The 16,705-nt window shown below is 33.8% G+C and carries 15 protein-coding genes, 1 pseudogene and 1 riboswitch; of the genes and pseudogenes, 11 read left to right on the top strand and 5 right to left on the bottom strand.

Going from position 1 to position 16,705, the window contains the following annotated elements; genetic code table 11:
• Positions 1 to 730: 730 nt before the first annotated feature.
• Entirely contained in the window at positions 731 to 2,086 is a 1,356-nt protein-coding gene (locus tag NST60_RS05650; RefSeq protein ID WP_016205203.1) for a transposase, read from the bottom strand.
• Between the two features lie 140 nt (positions 2,087 to 2,226).
• On the opposite strand from NST60_RS05650, the gene NST60_RS05645 reads away from it, so the two are divergent.
• On the top strand, positions 2,227 to 2,682 hold the full coding sequence (locus NST60_RS05645; RefSeq protein ID WP_341098342.1) for a PAS domain S-box protein: 456 nt from the start codon (positions 2,227 to 2,229) through the stop codon (positions 2,680 to 2,682).
• A gap of 71 nt (positions 2,683 to 2,753) precedes the next feature.
• Positions 2,754 to 4,235, top strand: a complete 1,482-nt coding sequence (locus NST60_RS05640) for a putative bifunctional diguanylate cyclase/phosphodiesterase (RefSeq protein ID WP_341098341.1) — start codon at positions 2,754 to 2,756, stop codon at positions 4,233 to 4,235.
• A 104-nt stretch (positions 4,236 to 4,339) separates the two neighbouring features.
• On the opposite strand, the gene NST60_RS05635 is transcribed toward NST60_RS05640, so the two are convergent.
• Positions 4,340 to 4,633 carry a hypothetical protein gene (locus NST60_RS05635; RefSeq protein WP_016201844.1) on the bottom strand — a complete coding sequence of 98 codons (294 nt, stop codon included), beginning with the start codon at positions 4,631 to 4,633 and terminating at the stop codon, positions 4,340 to 4,342.
• Positions 4,634 to 4,767: 134 nt separating this feature from the next.
• Between NST60_RS05635 and NST60_RS05630 the strand changes: the two genes are divergently transcribed.
• The 6 genes from NST60_RS05630 (at position 4,768) to NST60_RS05605 (ending at position 8,658) form a co-directional block, all read left to right on the top strand.
• Complete coding sequence (locus NST60_RS05630) at positions 4,768 to 5,253, top strand: CBO0543 family protein (RefSeq protein ID WP_016201845.1); 486 nt, start codon at positions 4,768 to 4,770, stop codon at positions 5,251 to 5,253.
• A 224-nt stretch (positions 5,254 to 5,477) separates the two neighbouring features.
• A complete protein-coding gene (locus tag NST60_RS05625; RefSeq protein ID WP_341098339.1) occupies positions 5,478 to 5,651 on the top strand; it encodes a hypothetical protein in 174 nt (57 codons plus the stop codon).
• A gap of 38 nt (positions 5,652 to 5,689) precedes the next feature.
• Positions 5,690 to 6,082 (top strand): DUF454 family protein, encoded by a 393-nt coding sequence (locus tag NST60_RS05620; protein ID WP_016201846.1) that lies wholly within the window; start codon positions 5,690 to 5,692, stop codon positions 6,080 to 6,082.
• Positions 6,083 to 6,278: 196 nt separating this feature from the next.
• Entirely contained in the window at positions 6,279 to 6,794 is a 516-nt protein-coding gene (locus NST60_RS05615; protein WP_016201847.1) for a hypothetical protein, read from the top strand.
• A gap of 565 nt (positions 6,795 to 7,359) precedes the next feature.
• Positions 7,360 to 7,707: a GNAT family N-acetyltransferase gene (locus NST60_RS05610; protein ID WP_016201848.1), complete on the top strand. Its 348-nt coding sequence runs from the start codon at positions 7,360 to 7,362 to the stop codon at positions 7,705 to 7,707.
• Between the two features lie 48 nt (positions 7,708 to 7,755).
• The gene (locus NST60_RS05605) at positions 7,756 to 8,658 is read left to right on the top strand and encodes a phosphotransferase (RefSeq protein ID WP_016201849.1); all 903 of its coding nucleotides are present in this window, start codon (positions 7,756 to 7,758) and stop codon (positions 8,656 to 8,658) included.
• An 84-nt stretch (positions 8,659 to 8,742) separates the two neighbouring features.
• On the opposite strand, the gene NST60_RS05600 is transcribed toward NST60_RS05605, so the two are convergent.
• Positions 8,743 to 9,723, bottom strand: coding sequence for an aldo/keto reductase (locus NST60_RS05600; protein ID WP_016201850.1), 981 nt, complete (start codon positions 9,721 to 9,723; stop codon positions 8,743 to 8,745).
• 1,383 nt (positions 9,724 to 11,106) lie between these two features.
• Between NST60_RS05600 and NST60_RS05595 the strand changes: the two genes are divergently transcribed.
• Positions 11,107 to 11,496 carry a sporulation protein gene (locus NST60_RS05595; RefSeq protein WP_016201851.1) on the top strand — a complete coding sequence of 130 codons (390 nt, stop codon included), beginning with the start codon at positions 11,107 to 11,109 and terminating at the stop codon, positions 11,494 to 11,496.
• A 141-nt stretch (positions 11,497 to 11,637) separates the two neighbouring features.
• Here NST60_RS05595 and NST60_RS05590 read toward each other — a convergent pair whose 3' ends face one another.
• Positions 11,638 to 13,464 carry an APC family permease gene (locus tag NST60_RS05590; RefSeq protein WP_169188047.1) on the bottom strand — a complete coding sequence of 609 codons (1,827 nt, stop codon included), beginning with the start codon at positions 13,462 to 13,464 and terminating at the stop codon, positions 11,638 to 11,640.
• A 149-nt stretch (positions 13,465 to 13,613) separates the two neighbouring features.
• Positions 13,614 to 13,763: riboswitch (cyclic di-AMP (ydaO/yuaA leader) on the bottom strand.
• A 145-nt stretch (positions 13,764 to 13,908) separates the two neighbouring features.
• On the opposite strand from NST60_RS05590, the gene NST60_RS05585 reads away from it, so the two are divergent.
• Positions 13,909 to 14,031, top strand: coding sequence for a hypothetical protein (locus tag NST60_RS05585; protein WP_016201853.1), 123 nt, complete (start codon positions 13,909 to 13,911; stop codon positions 14,029 to 14,031).
• A 181-nt stretch (positions 14,032 to 14,212) separates the two neighbouring features.
• A pseudogene (locus tag NST60_RS05580) lies at positions 14,213 to 15,657 on the top strand (spore germination protein).
• 232 nt (positions 15,658 to 15,889) lie between these two features.
• On the opposite strand, the gene NST60_RS05575 reads toward NST60_RS05580, so the two are convergent.
• Positions 15,890 to 16,693, bottom strand: coding sequence for an ABC transporter ATP-binding protein (locus NST60_RS05575; protein ID WP_016201855.1), 804 nt, complete (start codon positions 16,691 to 16,693; stop codon positions 15,890 to 15,892).
• Positions 16,694 to 16,705 lie beyond the last annotated feature (12 nt).

Here is a 16,705-nt window from a genome sequence, read left to right as displayed (position 1 = left end):
ATCGAATTACGACTATATCCGGCAACAAAAAAACTTCAAGATGAATTCTGCTATTATATAATACAAAGACAAGTTTCTTCCGAAAAGAGGAAGAGGGACAGATGTATACATAAACGGTGAAAATACGCTCGTTTTATTGGGTGTTTTTTTTTTTTGCCTATCCTAAGGCGGTTAGTCACGGCAGGAAGGGGAAAAACGTATACTGTCCTTGCTTAAACAAATACAAACAAATTTGGTGAATTGTCTAACTTCACATGGTAGAGGAAGATGGTGTGGATCGCTGTATCGAAGGAAAAGCATAGAATGTATTTAGGAAATTTAGCGAGCGTGTCAAAATAAACATAATGGAAGGAAATGGTATTATGGGGGGGATTGCTAAAAAAGTAAAATAGCAGTTTTAGAAAGAAAAAAACTAATAATTTCTGTGTATTTAAGATAGAGACTAAAAAATTTATTTTTATATTTTGAAACCTTAAGAAATTTACATCGTCTAACAGTTATTATTAAAAAATCCAATTATATTGGTAAAATGAAAAAATAATGTATTTTTTAGGTTGCTAAGCTAGTATTGAAATTAGAGAGAAAGGGGGGATATTTAGTTTGGAAGAGAAAATCCCTAATGAGTTAACAAAAGATGATTTGATTCTTTACTTGAATCAATTTCATAAGTCCAACTTTTAAAAAATCAAAAACTTGCAGAATTTAATTCCTTTTAATTTTTTTACTTTGATTAAGCAACTTGTTGTTGATTTAACATTTGATTAAGACGGTCTGCAGCTAATTTTGAAGCATTATAAACTAACGTAACGAGGTCAAAATGGACTTTAGCCTTTTTTCCTGTACGATAACGAACATTGTTTAATTGGAAATATCCCTTAAGATAAGCATTCACACGTTCTACCGCCGTGCGTCTTTTGAAGATTTTTTTCCATGTTTGAGATCCACGTGCTGGCGCTGTAAATTTTCTTAAATCTGTAGTGATTTTTACTTTATACACCTTTTGACATAGAGCATCATTGGCTAGTGGACAGTCTTTACATTCGTTTGGACGTGTGTATTTTAGTGTTTCATATTTTACTTCAAAGCTATCATAGCGATAGGAATGTTCACGGACACAAGTAGGAGCGAAATGCTTATCAAAACCAATTGGTTCTGGTTCATTGCGTTTATTATAAGCAATCACAGCTCGATGACCCATTCGATGTATTTGCGTATAAATGGCTTCAAAATCGTAACCAGCGTCCATTGTTTCATAGAGTAAAGAAGAAAGCGATATTCGTTCATGAATTCCTTTTAATAAAGGAATCGCAGCCTTTCCGTCATTCAAGTTGGCCGAAGAAAGAAGGGATTGAAGAATATATTGACTGGATGTTCCAACAGCCAAATGAGCTTTAAATCCATACCAAAAAACGTTTTTTCCTTCACTGTTTTTCTTCACACCCCACTGTGGATCTTGAGGAATTTCAGCTCGAAGGTCGGCTAAAGGAATGTCTAACTGATCTTCGATTTTTTTATCAAAAAGAGGCAGATTGGCTTCCAGTTCCGCCTTTTCAATGAGCCATTTTTCATATTCTTCTTTTGATTTACGCCCACGCTTTTTCGGTTCACTTTTCGGTTGTTCTTCCTTTGGTGGTGCTCCATCTTTTGCGAGAAAGTGTGTAGCGTCAATGGCTACTGTGTCATCGGAAATAAAACCTTCTGAAATCGCTTGATGAAGCAAGGTTCCTTGGACTTTTTCAAGTACATTCGATTCACTGAGGATTGTGACCATTCTGGAATAAGCTGCTTCTGACGGAATAGTATCTGACACTAAAAAGCCACAATCAAGGCGAAAAATCATGTCATTCTGTAATCTTTTCACTAAATCTTTAATAAATGAAATACGCTCTGTGATTCTAGCAACGAGTGAATAAATCATCGCTGCATAGTTCAACTTAACGGGTCTTCCAAAACGTGATTTCTTCGTTACCACAGCGAAGATTGGGTCTATATCAATAGAAGAAAAAATAGCTTCAAAACGTTGGGTAGGTTCTAAATTATATAATTCTTGTAGGTCAAATAGGCTTCCTTGTCGTATAATAGTCATAGGGAGTCTTCCTCCAGTCTTATAAGTTTGTGTGGTGCTTACTTATTTCGACATTTTGGGGAGGTACTCCTTTTTTCGTACATTTGATAGCTTGTGGCTCTAAGGATTTAATTTATGAAATTGACTCATATACCTTAAAAATGCCGTTACTTTTATTAAAAGAACATTTAATTATTTCACTAGTACTGTTAATTTCCGCTATTTATACTTTGTCAAGAATATATGAGCATCTTTATATTGATAAGCTCATTATTAAAAGAAGAATATCTTTCTTTAAAATGCTTTTTCTTTTCTTTATGTTTAGTATTTGTATCAATTCCAGTCTCTATATTTTTGTTATTAGCCTTCTTTTAAAATTTAATTTTTATATGGGAACAGTCGCATTAGTTAGTGTGGTAGTATTATTTATTTTAACAATCCATTATATTGAAAATCAGCTTAAATATCAGCAGGAGCAATTAGAGCATAAAAATAACATCTTAACAATTAATGAACAGCATTATCGTTCTCTTTTTGAAAATAATCCAGATGCTGTTTTTACATTAGATTTAGCAGGCAACTTTATTGCAGTAAATGCATCTGTTCTCCCCCCTTAACTAATCTTACGTTAGAGGAACTTCTCCAGCTCACATTAATGGATTTACTGGTAGAAGAAGAAAAAAACAAAATGTTGCTAATACTCAAAGATGTCTATAAAGGGAGCAATGCAAGTTTTGAAACGATTATGAGAACAAAAGGGGAAAAAACAGTAAACCTAAAAGTTACTGCTTTACCTATTAATATTAATGAAAAGATAACAGGTGCCTACTTTATTGCGCAAGATATAACGAAACAAATTGAAATGCAAAATAAAGTTCGATTCTTGGCTTATCATGATGAATTGACCGGACTATTAAATAGAAGAGGGATTTATCGGAGAGTGGAGAATTATATTCAATCAAAAACACTTGCTGCAGCCATTTTAATTGATATTGATATGTTTAAGGATATTAATGATCATCTCGGTCATATGGCTGGGGACATTTTTCTCCAACAAGTAGCTTATAGATTACATCAGGTAATAGAGACAAAAGGATTGATTGGAAGAATGGGTGGAGATGAATTTTTAATATGTATGACAGCAACTCAGGATAAATGGGAAGTAATTGAAATCCTTCAAGAAATTCAAACAGCAATGAAAGAACCGTTTAAAATTCAGGAATCCACTAAAGAAATCACATTAAGTATTGGGGTATCTTATTTTCCCGAAGATGGAGAGGACTTTAACACTTTAATCAAGCATGCGGATATGGCGATGTATAAAGCGAAGAAACATGGCAGAAATAACTTTATAGAATATTCATCTGCTTTTGAGGAAGAAAAGTTAAACCAAATAACAATGCTGCAAGAATTAAAATTAGCAATTAACCAAGAGCAATTTCATTTGAATTTTCAACCTAAGCATAGTTCTAATGATAATAAAATTGTTGGAATAGAGACATTAGTAAGATGGCAGCATCCGTCAAAAGGAATTATCAGCCCAGTAAAATTTATCCCCTTAGCGGAGCAAAATGGTTTAATCATTCCTATTAGTAATTGGATTATTCAAGAAGCTTGCAGGATTTATTCACAATGGATTCAAAGTTATCATGTATCCTTTCATCTATCGATTAATGTATCTCCAGCCCATTTTTTAGATAATGGTTTTATTGATTTCTTATTAAAACAAGTAGAAAAGTATCATATACCTACTTCTATGATAGATATTGAAATAACAGAAAATTTAGCAATAGAAAATACGGAATTGACCAGAAAAAAGATCAATATTCTTAAGAAAAAAGGATTTCAAATATCAATGGATGATTTCGGAACGGGGTACACTTCCTTAACTTATTTATCACAATTTAATTTAGATCGGATTAAAATTGATCGCTCATTTATAATGGAACTTCCAGATAATAGGAATAATGGAGCCATTGTTGAATCATTAATATCTGTTGCTAAAAACCTGGATATGATTGTAACAGCAGAAGGGGTAGAGACAGAAGCACAATTAAAAATACTTAACAAATGGGGGTGTGACGAAATTCAAGGATATTTTTTCAGCAAGCCATTACCAGCTGAAGAGCTTATTGAATACTGGAACAAACAAGTTAAGGATGACTGTTAATATAAGCATTCCTTTCCTCTTATATCATTTAAAAAGGCAGGGGTACGTTGTAAGTAAAGGCGGAGCTGCCCCTGTTCCTTTACTGAAAAATGAAATGGAACATATTAGTTAGAGTGCTTTTCTTTTCTTTTTTGGAGATAGGATAAAATAGTTGTTTTTAATGAAGCATAGGACCCGATAGCAGAATAACCGTAAAACCAGCCCATAAATAAACCAGCAACGAGACTATGTCTATGACTGATAAAAACAGAGATGAATAATCCTAGAGCTAAGGCGATGGTTGGAACATACTTTTTGGGTATCTTTAAAAAAATCTTGAGTAGTTGGGTAATAATCATAACCACAGGGACAGCTATTACGGCGTCCCAAAAGTTTGTTTGAATAGTCGGGAAATCCATTAAATGCACCACCTTTTAAAAATTAGTATTCCATGTCCTTTTGTAACTAATACAAATAGGTAGTAATTTATACTCAAAAGCATGGAATAAACGGCTTTATGAAGAGCATATTAAATGCAGAGGTGGATAATTTAATGGAGAAAAATAAGATGGAGAAACGATTTTTAAAAGGGTTACTTATTGGGAATTTATTAATTCTACTACCTGTTTTATTTAGGAAGCCTCCAATAAAAGATTGGATATTTGTTTATTTGTATAATGCAGTCACAAATGGCTTAATTGATATGCTATTAACGTCCTATAAAGTAATTAGATATCCAGTTCGCTTTCTACCCAACTTATTCAAAATTCATATATTGTTTGATTTTTTAATTTATCCGACATTTACAGTTTTTTATAATCAGTTAACGAAGAAAGATAAACCTTTTGTTGTTTTATATAAATTAATTTTATTTACAATACCATTTTTATTTATCGAAATATGGGCGGAAAGAAAAACAAAGTTAATTAAATGGAAAAAAGGCTGGAAATGGTATCATACTTATTTTAGCATTATCCTTAAGTCACTTTTGACAAGATCGATTATCGAAGCACTAAGGAAAATGAAATTTTTAAGGTGACTAACAAGGTATACAAACGTTTATGAACTTACTAATAAGGGGAATATAAAATTTGCGAACTAAATCTTTCTATCTCATTTTAAAAGAAAACATAGTTATTTCGTCTTTTTTATTGTAAAATGGCGAAGTGGAATAGTGTATAAAACAGATGAATTGTGAATTAGTATTTAATACATACTGTACGTGATTAGGATAGTAATGGTAATCCTAAGAAAGGAAAGCAAATGACGAAAATCGTAAATATCATTCTTTTAATTAATGTTATAGGAATTGTTCTTTATGCAGCAGGGGTTCTTAATACGAATATATTCCGAGTGGAGTTTTTATCTTCTGGTGTTATTATGCTTCTTTTTTGTCTAAGAGATCTTGTAAGAGATGTAAAAAGAAGACGACGTTAAGTATCTTTTCTGAAAAAAGGGCAGGAAGGGAGCAAAAAATGAAGCCTATCTATCGATGGATGTATATTTTTTTAGGAACAATCTTTTTGATTTTAGGGATAATTGGAGTTTTTTTACCTTTGTTGCCAACTACCCCTTTCTTATTATTAACTTCCTTTTTCTATACGAGAGGTTCTGAGCGTATTAATAAGTGGTTTCGTTCTACTTCCTTTTATCGTGATTATGTGGAAGGATTCCGAAAAGGGGAACTGACGATAAAGCAAAAGATAAAAATTATTATCTCCTGTTATATTTGCTTAGCTATAAGTGCTATCTTTGTTGATCATTTATATACGAGGATTGTTTTAGGATGCATTGCGATTGTCCAAGCGATCTCCATGTTTATTATAAAGACGAAAAAAGAGAATCCGGAAGTAATTATAAAAAAATAGAAACAAATCGATGGATGGCCTTATTTAAGGAATCCTTTTTTGTGTTCTTCTCCAAATTTGCAACTAAAAATATGGCTCCTGTTGTTAATAGTTGAAAAGATTTCCTTTTTAATAGTAAAATATAAACACATAAGATATTGATTAAATCCCCATATTATTTCCTCAGCAATACCAACATTTCATTTTGGAGGTAAACATGAATAAAATTTCACAAGCAGAAGCAGTTAAATTAAAGAGTGTTCTTTCTAAAAGAATCCATGAACTAGAAGAGGAAATGGATAGAGTTGCTTTTGTGCAAATAGAAGCAGGTAAATCTATTCCGAAGCAAAAACGGACGATTCTTGATGTAGAGCAGGAAATAGAAGACGTACGTGCTGACTATCGATTGCTTGATAAGCTAATGTATCGTGCCAATATTGATAACGAAATAAGCTTTGAAAATACGAATATCTCAATAGTAGAAGCGATTGAGCTAGCAACACAGCTTCGTGCTAAAGCGAGAAAATATAAAGAGTTTGCGGCAGCGGAAAAGGAAGAATACGTCTATTCTTATGGTGAAACGGTCCAACTAATGAAGGTAGCAACGTTTGAACCAGAAGATTATCGTTTGAAAAGTCTTGAATGTGAAAGAAAAGCGAACCGCCTATCGAATTTAATTAACAGTAAAAACTATCAAATTGAACTAGATTTTGATGGAGAGAAATATTTTTAAATTTATGGCCTTGAATAGGTGAGACTCCTATTCAAGGATAGAAGGATTCCTCTCTTGGTGTACAAAGGTACGTTTACATGGTGCTGGCTAAACCAATGACCACTAACCCATTACTCGTTTACGCTTAACCCTTTACCCATGATTGCAATGGCGGTCGCAGACCATATTAGTCCTCTAAATCCTTCTATGAAGAAGCCAGTCAAAGAGTAGAATCTATTCTTTGGCTGGTTTTATTTTTGGATTAAACTTATTTTATGACTGTTTTTTGTCATGTTTGGTGCTAGTAAGCCGCAGCCTGAATACACTTCGCTTTCCATGGGGCGAGCGGCGAGCCTCCTCGGCACTTCGCCTCCGGGGTCTCAGACTGTCTCGCTAATCCCACAGGAGTCTACGTGCATTCAGGCTGCTCAGTATTCCTTAATAATTTATTCTAGTGAAATAACAATCATTTAGAAAACAACCTATCTAATAATAAAGGAGTTGGGTGGAAAGTGATTAGAATGCAAGATTAAGAGATGCAGAGGAGATTTCTAGATTATGTGTCTAATTAGGTTATTCCGTATCAATGGAAGAGATGAATACTCGTGTGCTACGAATAACTGAGGCTAAAGATAATGCTATTTTTGTCTATGAAGAGATTGAGAATAAGCTCTTAGGATGGGTTCATGTTTTTGGTAAGTATCTAATTGAACTTGAGTATGCAGAAATTGGTGGATTAGATATAGATTGTAATGCTAGAAGACAGGGGATCGGCTTAAAATTAATGGGAAAATGTGAGATAGGGGCAATAGAAAATGGTTATCAAGAAATAAAATTACGTCCAGGCGAACAGAGAAAAGAAGCCCATAAATTTTATAAGAAAATTGGTTGTGATAAGATCAAAAGTCAACAACTTTTTTTATTGAAGTTATAATTATATCGTTTCTTTAGTTGGGAATAATAATGGAAAGGAGTTAATCTAATGACGAATATATGGGATCCAGAATACACGATAACAAAGGAACTAGCTTCGCAATTGATAGAGGAACAGTTTCCTATTAGTGTAGATTCTATTGAAGATATAGGGGAAGGGTTTGATAATACTATTTTCCGCGTCAATAAATGTTATACTTTTCGATTCCCGAGAAGAGAGATTGCGGTGAAACTTTTAAAAAGTGAATGGGAGCTATTACGGATTATCGCAGATCAACTGCCAGTACCCGTTCCGAAGCCGATTTTTTTAGGGACAGAAAGCCATGCCTTTCCAAGAATTTTTATAGGATATCATTATTTAGCTGGGAAAGCTCCTCAAGCGTTAACCAATGAAGAAAGATTAAAGATGATAAAGCCGTTAGCGATGTTTTTGAAAAAATTGCATTCTCTTACAATAGACCGATTCCAGACGGTTCCATATGATGAATTCGATCGACTTCATATTGACAAAAGAAAATCCCGATTAATTGATGCTATTCAGAAACTGCAAAAATATGAAAATCTTTCTTTATTCGATTTAGCCGAAGACTATGCAAAGAACGTAACACATAATACAGTCCCAAACGTTACCGTATTGACGCATGGAGATTTGCACATTCGCAATATGCTTGTAAATGAAGAGAAGGAGCTTGCTGGAATGATTGATTGGGGTGATACACATATTGGTCATCCAGCTGTTGATTTATCCATTGCTTACAGTTTATTTCCTTCTGAAGGACAAAAGCAATTTTTCTCTATCTATGGGGAAGTAGATGATACTACGTTAAAACTAGCTCAGTTTAAAGCGATATTTACGATTGTATCCTTGCTTACCTACAGCATAGATAAAAAAGATAATGAACTTTATGAAGAAGGGAAAATTAGTTTATCTCTTGCTTTGTTAGGAGAATAGTTAAGGATGATTAAACATATTTTGTCTCCATATAAAATAACCGGACGATCAACTGAATGTTTACGCCCGGTTAATGCTTGAACTTTACGCAAATCCAAGTACTGGATGCGGAATATATGGTTCTTCTAAGCTAGTAATTTCTTCTTGTGTCAATTGTAAAGAAAGTGCCGCAGCGGCATCTTCTAGATGATGCAGTTTTGTTGCGCCAATAATAGGTGCGGTAACGGGTTCTTTTTGTAAAACCCATGCAAGTGCAACTTGTGCACGAGGCACGCCACGTTTTTCTGCCATTGCTTTTACGCGTTCCACGACTTGGCGATCCGCTGCTTCTGTGTGAGAATATAATGTTTTGCCAAATTCATCTGTTTCTTTGCGGGTACTTGTTTCTTCCCAATCTCTAGTTAAGCGACCACGTGCCATCGGGCTCCATGGGATGACTCCAATACCTTCTTCTTTACAGAGGGGCAGCATTTCTCGTTCTTCCTCACGGTAAAGAAGATTCAAGTAATTTTGCATTGATACGAAACGTGTCCAGCCATTCTTTTCCGCTATATGATTTGCTTTTAAAAATTGCCATGCATACATGGATGAAGCTCCGATATAACGGACTTTTCCAGCTTTAACAATATCGTGTAATGCTTCCATTGTTTCTTCAATTGGCGTTCCATAATCCCATCTATGTATTTGATAGAGATCCACATAATCTGTACCAAGTCTTTTTAAACTATTGTCAATTTCACTCATAATTGCTTTTCGGGAAAGTCCAGCACCATTAACACCTGGACGCATTCTGCCATGTACCTTTGTAGCAAGAACAACCTCATCGCGACTCGTAAAGTCACGTAATGCCCGTCCTACAATTTCTTCGCTTGAACCATCAGAGTAGACATTTGCGGTATCAAAAAAGTTAATGCCAAGCTCCAATGCTTTTTTGATAAATGGACGACTATCGCTTTCTGTTAATGTCCATGCATGACCACCACGATCGGGTTCCCCATAACTCATACAACCAAGACAAAGACGAGAGACTTCTAAACCAGTAGAGCCTAATTTAACATAATCCATTTGCTACTCCTCCTTTTGGTTTCATTATAAAGTCCGTCTTTTGATATTGCGAGGGATATGAATTATGAATTTATGAAGAATTCTGTATTGCTAGAAATTTATTATAGGGTTGGATTTTGTGTTAAGATGCATTCTTTGTTTTTAGAAAGGTCATTCTTTGATAATATAAAAAGGTAAGAAATTAATTAAGCGCTGTTATATTACTTTGTTATAGCCATTGGGGGATTATAATGGATTGAAGTCTGTTTTGCTAAATATAAATCTAGTATTTAAATAGAGCCTTACAGTACTTTTAAAGAAATGTTAAAGGTTGTGATTTTTATCCTACAGTTTTTAACTATTTATGGGTTTTATTTGTTACCTGTTTATTGTATTATCTTCTGTTTAAACCTTGTATCTTTATTAAAGAAGATAAAAGAGGAAGATTATACAACCAAGAATACAATATGGTTAACCGTTTCTTTTATATTAATTATTATGACCATTGCTTCCCTTGCAGCTCTTGATTAAAATGGGTGGAGCTACGGGTAAAATCTAAAAGGAAACAAAGTCTCTGAATTTTATCAGTGTTCGTTTAAAGACAAAAGCAATTGGTACAAGAGGACACGAGAATTATAGAGATTGGCTTTTAATTGAGTTATTTAGTTGGATCTAATAAAAGATTAGAGCATTCAATCTAAGATTTGAATACTTAAAATAAAACAACCTATTAATTTACAGTTGACGTACTGTATTAAATAATTGTAATATTAATATACAGTCTTAGAGTTAAGATTGTACACAATAAAAGTTATTAAACTCCAAAGGGGAGTAGCTAACAGTTATGTCGACAATACGTGATAATTTTATCACCGGCTTAACTGGCAACGTAAGTTGTTTGCGAGACCTTTGCCATTAGGTGAAGGGATATAAAATTAGAATTAGAGACCTTTACCAGTTTACGGTGAAGGTCTTTTTGTGTTTTAGGAGGAAAAAGAGCTGACCATCTACACGTTACATTCATTTTAATTTGTGAAAAAGGAGAAAAAATTTTTAAATGGACAGTGATGATCATAGGAAATTATCTATGTTATTTACATTTTTTGTTACCGTCAAACTATATCTAATTAGTATTGTAACCTTAGAAATAAATTACCCACCACGAAGGATTTCCATTCAATCGATGGTTACAACCCAATCTCAACAAACGGTAATGAATCATTACACTTTACCCCACTCTTAACGAACAGTAAGCCCCCCTCAAGCTTATGAGCCTACGAGGAAGCTAGGTGGGAGATCAACTGTCCGTAAAGGTCCGAGAGGTTCAACTAACCATCAGCGGGGGAGGAAGAAAGACCCCCACTGATGGAAGTTTCACTTTATAAATTAGGAGGAAGACGTTCATTGTTGAAAAACATTAAGAATTTTTTTGCAAGAAGTTTGCCGAATGTAGACTTAGTTTTAGAGAAAAACGAAGTGAGGCACGACGAAACTATTGCAGGGGATTTTTATATAAAAGGTGGAGCAAAGCAGCAAAAGTTAAAAAGGTTAGAGTGTATTTTGCTCAAGGTGTATAAAGATGAATCAAAAGAGACAGTAGAAACGGTAAAAACAATTCTTATGTCTAGGACATTACTAGCTAAAGAAAATGCTATGATCCCATTTACTTTTTTAGTATCTAAAGAAATGGAACCATCAACGGAGGAATTTACCTATAAATTGCATACAAATCTCTTTTTCGCTGAGAATAAGGTAAGTACAGACCATGATGAATTAGTAATAGTAAAAGAATAGAAAGATAGACTATCTTTTGGATAGAAAATCCAAAAGATGAACAATAATAATTTGGGACATTCATGAAAAAAGAGCCTCTATATGATTAAGAGGCTCCTACTAATATAATATTTAATTATTGATTTGACTGATTTTTATGTTTTATTTTGTTAAATGGTAAGGTACTGTTGTTATTACAACGTTTCTTCGATACAATAAAAATGTTCTAATCAATAAACTAGATTGATTATGAAGAATATTGTGCCAACCTTTCTTCGGTATGAATTGTGGAATGACCACCGTTACCTGGTAATTTCCTTCTTTTGCTTTATGCTCAACTGTATCAACAAATTTTCTAAGTGGGTTAATGATACTTCGGTAATAAGAGTGAAGTGTCACAAGCCTAATTTCAGGTTGCCATTTTGCCCATTTCGCTTCGAAAATTTTTTCTTCTTCTCTCTCAAAAGAAACATAAACAGCAATAATTTGTTCTGGTTTAAGTGATTTAGCGTAATTTAGGGTATTCTCTACTACGTGAGTCATTCCTGCTACAGGTACAATCATCACATTCCCTTGAATAGTTAAAGCCGGTTCACAAGTAGTAAGTCTAAGCTGGTCACCAACTGCTAAATAGTGTTTATTTATTTTATGAAAGATAAACACAATGATAGGCAAGAAAATTAATATGGACCATATCTGTGAGAATTTTGTTAAAAAGAATACCATTGTAACGATAAAACTTATTAAAGCACCAACTGTATTAATAATAAATTTGGGAACCCAACCCTTTGGTTTTTCTCTAAGCCACTTAACCATCATTCCACTTTGTGACAAGGTGAATGGGAGGAAAACCCCAACAGCATAAAGCGGAATTAGATGCTCTGTTTTAGCATTAAAAACTAGGATTAGAAGGATTGAAGCTAGACCCAAGATTATTATTCCATTTGAATAACCTAGACGGTCTCCTCTGATTAGGAACATCCTCGGAACAAATTTATCTTTAGCAAGATTAACTGCAAGTAGTGGAAATGCAGAATATCCAGTGTTGGCAGCAAGAATTAGAATCAAGGCCGTTGTTACTTGAATAAAGAAATACATAAAATTACGTCCGAAAACTCCCTCTGCTATTTGGGAAACAACAGTTACTTCTGCTTTAGGAGTAATTCCGTAATAATAGGCCAAAGTTACAATTCCAGTAAATAATACTGCAAGCAAAGCTCCCATCAATAATAGGGTTTTAGCAGCGTTGTTAGGCGCAGGTTTTTTGAAATTAGGAATCGCATTTGATATAGCTTCAACACCTGTTAAAGCAGAACTTCCTGAAGCAAAGGCTTTTAATAAAATAAATAAACTGATTCCCGCAACTGGTGTACCAATTGGTGTATGAAGTTCAGATGAAACATTTCCGGTCAGTATATTATAGACACCTACGCCAATCAAAATAAACAATGCTAAGACGAATAAGTAAACAGGATAAGCTAAAATAGAAGCGGATTCAGTCACGCCTCTTAAATTTAAAACAGTTAGAAGAAGGACAAATGCAATCGCAATCTCTACATTGTAGTTATGTAAAGCAGGAAATGCAGATGTAATTGCATCAGTACCAGCAGAGACACTTACCGCAACGGTTAAGATATAATCTACTAATAAGGAACCACCAGCAATTAATCCAGGATTTACACCTAAATTGCTTTTTGACACCATATAAGCACCGCCGCCATTTGGATAAGCAAAGATGATTTGTCTATAGGATAATATAAGTGCACTTAAAAGAATTAATACCCCTATAGCTATTGGAATGGAGTACCAAAACGCAGCTGCACTTATTGTTATTAAAACAATCAAAATTTGTTCAGGACCATACGCAACCGATGATAAAGCATCGGAAGAGAGAATGGCTAAAGCTTTTGTTTTATTCAGTTTTTGTTCACCTAGTTCATATGATTTTAATGGACGTCCAATTAAAAATCTTTTAATAGCTCCAAACATGCAAATCCACCGCCTGTTAATATGTCTTATTAATACTTACCTCAAATAAAGTCGTTACTCATGTATTTGTTATTTAAATAAAAAAGCCTACAAGCCAGTATTAATAGACCTGTAGGCACGTTAATTTTCTTGTGTCACAAGTTCCACCTTCCTTCTCATATAAACGCTTACGAGGTTAGCTGTCGGATTCGGGCCTTGAGTAGCCCTACCTAAAAAGGATTCACCCCATGGGATTAACTAATATAATACCCAGTAAAGAATGGTTCCCCCGTACCTTATGGTTTCAGCGATTTAGAAATTTGAAACAATGAAATTATCATACTCCCGCGTGTGGGAATTGTAAATAGTTTTTTAGAGTAATATTCGAAGGAGCTGGAAATGCTAATAGTAAAAATTGCTTTTATTTTCGTTATAAAATAAAAGTTGATGTAAAAGGAGGATTTCATGAAGAAAGAAAACAAACCTATAATCTCGGATGAATTTTTAGATAAATTAGCTGAAGAAATTAATCAATTATACGGAGAGCCAGCAGAGGAAGAAAGCGAGGACTATAAAAATAATGGTTAATCAAAAAAGTTATTTGAGATAAAGACAAACTCGGTATGAATTGCCCCTTCATTAATATTTATAAACGTCTAAAACCTTGATACATAAGGGGAAGACGTTTTTTTATTAATTTAGTTGAATAAGGATAAAAATTAGATATTTCCACAAACTAAAGTGAATAACACTTTAAGGGAGTAATAGAATGATTAAAAAAGAATTGCTAGAATGCCTTCAAGAAAATATTAGCAATATAAAGAATACATTTCATCATACAACTGACCTTATCGTAAGAAAGATAAAGACTGGATTCGAAAATTCTTTTGATATCAACATTGTCTATTTGGATGGAATTATTGATACAGACCTCGTACAAGAATATGTTGTCAAACCATTATTAGAGCCGTTTAAGACTGTAGAATTTAAGGAATCTATTATTGATCAAATGATTGAAAGGATTTTTGAAACGGTTGATGTGCAAACCACATGCCAGTACAAAGACTTAATAGATGCTATCGTACAAGGAAATACTATAATATTGATTAATGGTTACCGAAAAGGAATTATCATACCATCCGCTAAGTGGAAGGAAAGAAGTCTTGAAGAATCACTAGGAGAAAGGTCTCCAAAGGGACCGGTCATTGGGCTAACGGAACAAATGAAAACAAATATCAATTTGTTAAGAAGTACAATAAAAACTCCCGATTTTTGTGTACAAACGATGGAATTTGGGACAATCTCCAAAACAACAGTTTCAATATTATTTATAGAAGGTATTGTTGATAAAGGAATTTTACTAGAAGTACGAAAAAGGCTAGAAAGTCTAAAAATAAAGTATGTACTAAATTCAAAAGTTGTAGAAGATGTATTAGAAGGAAAACCCATGACAATTTTTAATTTGGCAAGAACTTCAGGAAGAATAGATGGAGTTGTATCCTCCTTATATGAAGGAAGAGTAATAATACTAGTAGATGGCATTCCTCATGCTATCATTACTCCCACGCTTTTTATGGATTTATTTCAGTCACCAGATGAATATCACTTAAAAATGGGGCGGTTTACAAATCGAATATTAAGAATGATTTGCTTCATTCTTTCTGTATATTTACCTGGTATTTATATTGCAATAGCAAATTTTCATCAAGAAAATATACCTGACAAGATTTCAAAGGCTCTTATATCTAAAGGTGAGTTATTACCAACCTTTTGGGAAATTGCTATTCTTTTATTTTTCATTCGAATATTATTAGATGCTTCCTTTCGTATTCCAAAAAATGCAGTAATTTTGCTTTCCTTAATCGGAACAATCGTAGTAGGAGAAACAGCAGTCACGGCAAAGCTAGTTCATCCAGTTAGTCTCATATTAGTAGGTATAACAACTATTTCTAGTTTACTTCTTGCTAACAGAGGAATGATTGCTGCAGAAAATACTTTAAGACCTATTTTTTGATTATTGCTAATTTTTTTGGATTTAACGGATTAATTATCTCTGCAACCATTCAAATAATTTATATGGTAAGCATTAAATCTTTAGGTGTGCCCTATCTATCTCCTTTGATTCCGTTTAGAATACAAGAATTGAAAGATACAATCTATAGGGGAGATTTACAGACACTCATTAATAGCAAACATACTTATAAAGATGATTAATTATTTGTAAATGGTTAACGATTTGCAGAGAACATTAAAACATTAACTAATATGAGTTGATTTATCCTAATCTTGCTTTTTATCTAATTTCAAACATAAATGTAGATGCGTTCGTTTAGACAATCTCACCATTTATAGCGAGGATGAATAAACAACCTCTTGGCAGGTGAGAGTCTTGAAAGCTAGCGTTAAGGAAATTTCTCAAATACCAGGAGGAAAAAATTATTATTAATCATATTATTCGCTTTATATGGCGTCCTCTGCCATGAGGGATACATAAAGGTGTCCCGAAGAGGGGATCTGTCGTTACTTCACAATTAAGATTAAAAACGTCTTTAACTACCTTTGATGTAATCACTTCTTCTGGTTTTCCCTGAATATAAACAGACCGGTCCTTAATAGCAATCAAATGATCTGCATAGCGGCATGCTAGGTTTATGTCATGAAGAACCATCACAATCGTGCGGTTTTCCTTTTCATTTAATTCAAATAAAAGGTCTAAAACCTCAATTTGGTGCGTCATATCTAAATAGGTAGTCGGTTCATCCAACAATATTATATTTGTATTTTGTGCAAGAGTCATTGCGATCCAGGCACGTTGTCTCTGTCCTCCCGATAAGGAATCCACTAGGCGTTCACCCAATGGTAACATACCAGTCACTTCAAGAGCATTATTGACAATTTGTTCATCTTCCTCAGACCATTGTCGGTACCATTTTTGGTATGGATAACGTCCTTGCTTCACCAATTGAAATACCGTCAGTCCTTCTGGAGCAACTGGACCTTGTGGAAGAATGGCTAATTGTTTAGCGATTTCTTTCGTAGAAAGCTTAGAAATCATCTCTTTTTCAATTAAAATGGAGCCTGACTGTGGCTTTAATAAGCGTGCTAATGAACGAAGAAGTGTTGATTTTCCACATCCATTACTTCCAATAAATACAGTAATCTCTCCTTTGGGAATCTGTAAATCTAATTCATCTATGATGACTGTATCCCCATATGATAAGATCAGTGATTTTGTCTCTAATATAACCATTTGATAATTGCT

Source organism: Niallia sp. FSL W8-1348 (assembly GCF_038006745.1).
Taxonomy (GTDB): domain Bacteria; phylum Bacillota; class Bacilli; order Bacillales; family Cytobacillaceae; genus Niallia; species Niallia alba.
Note: the sequence above shows the minus strand (reverse complement) of the source record. Positions and strands in the feature narration are given on the sequence as shown.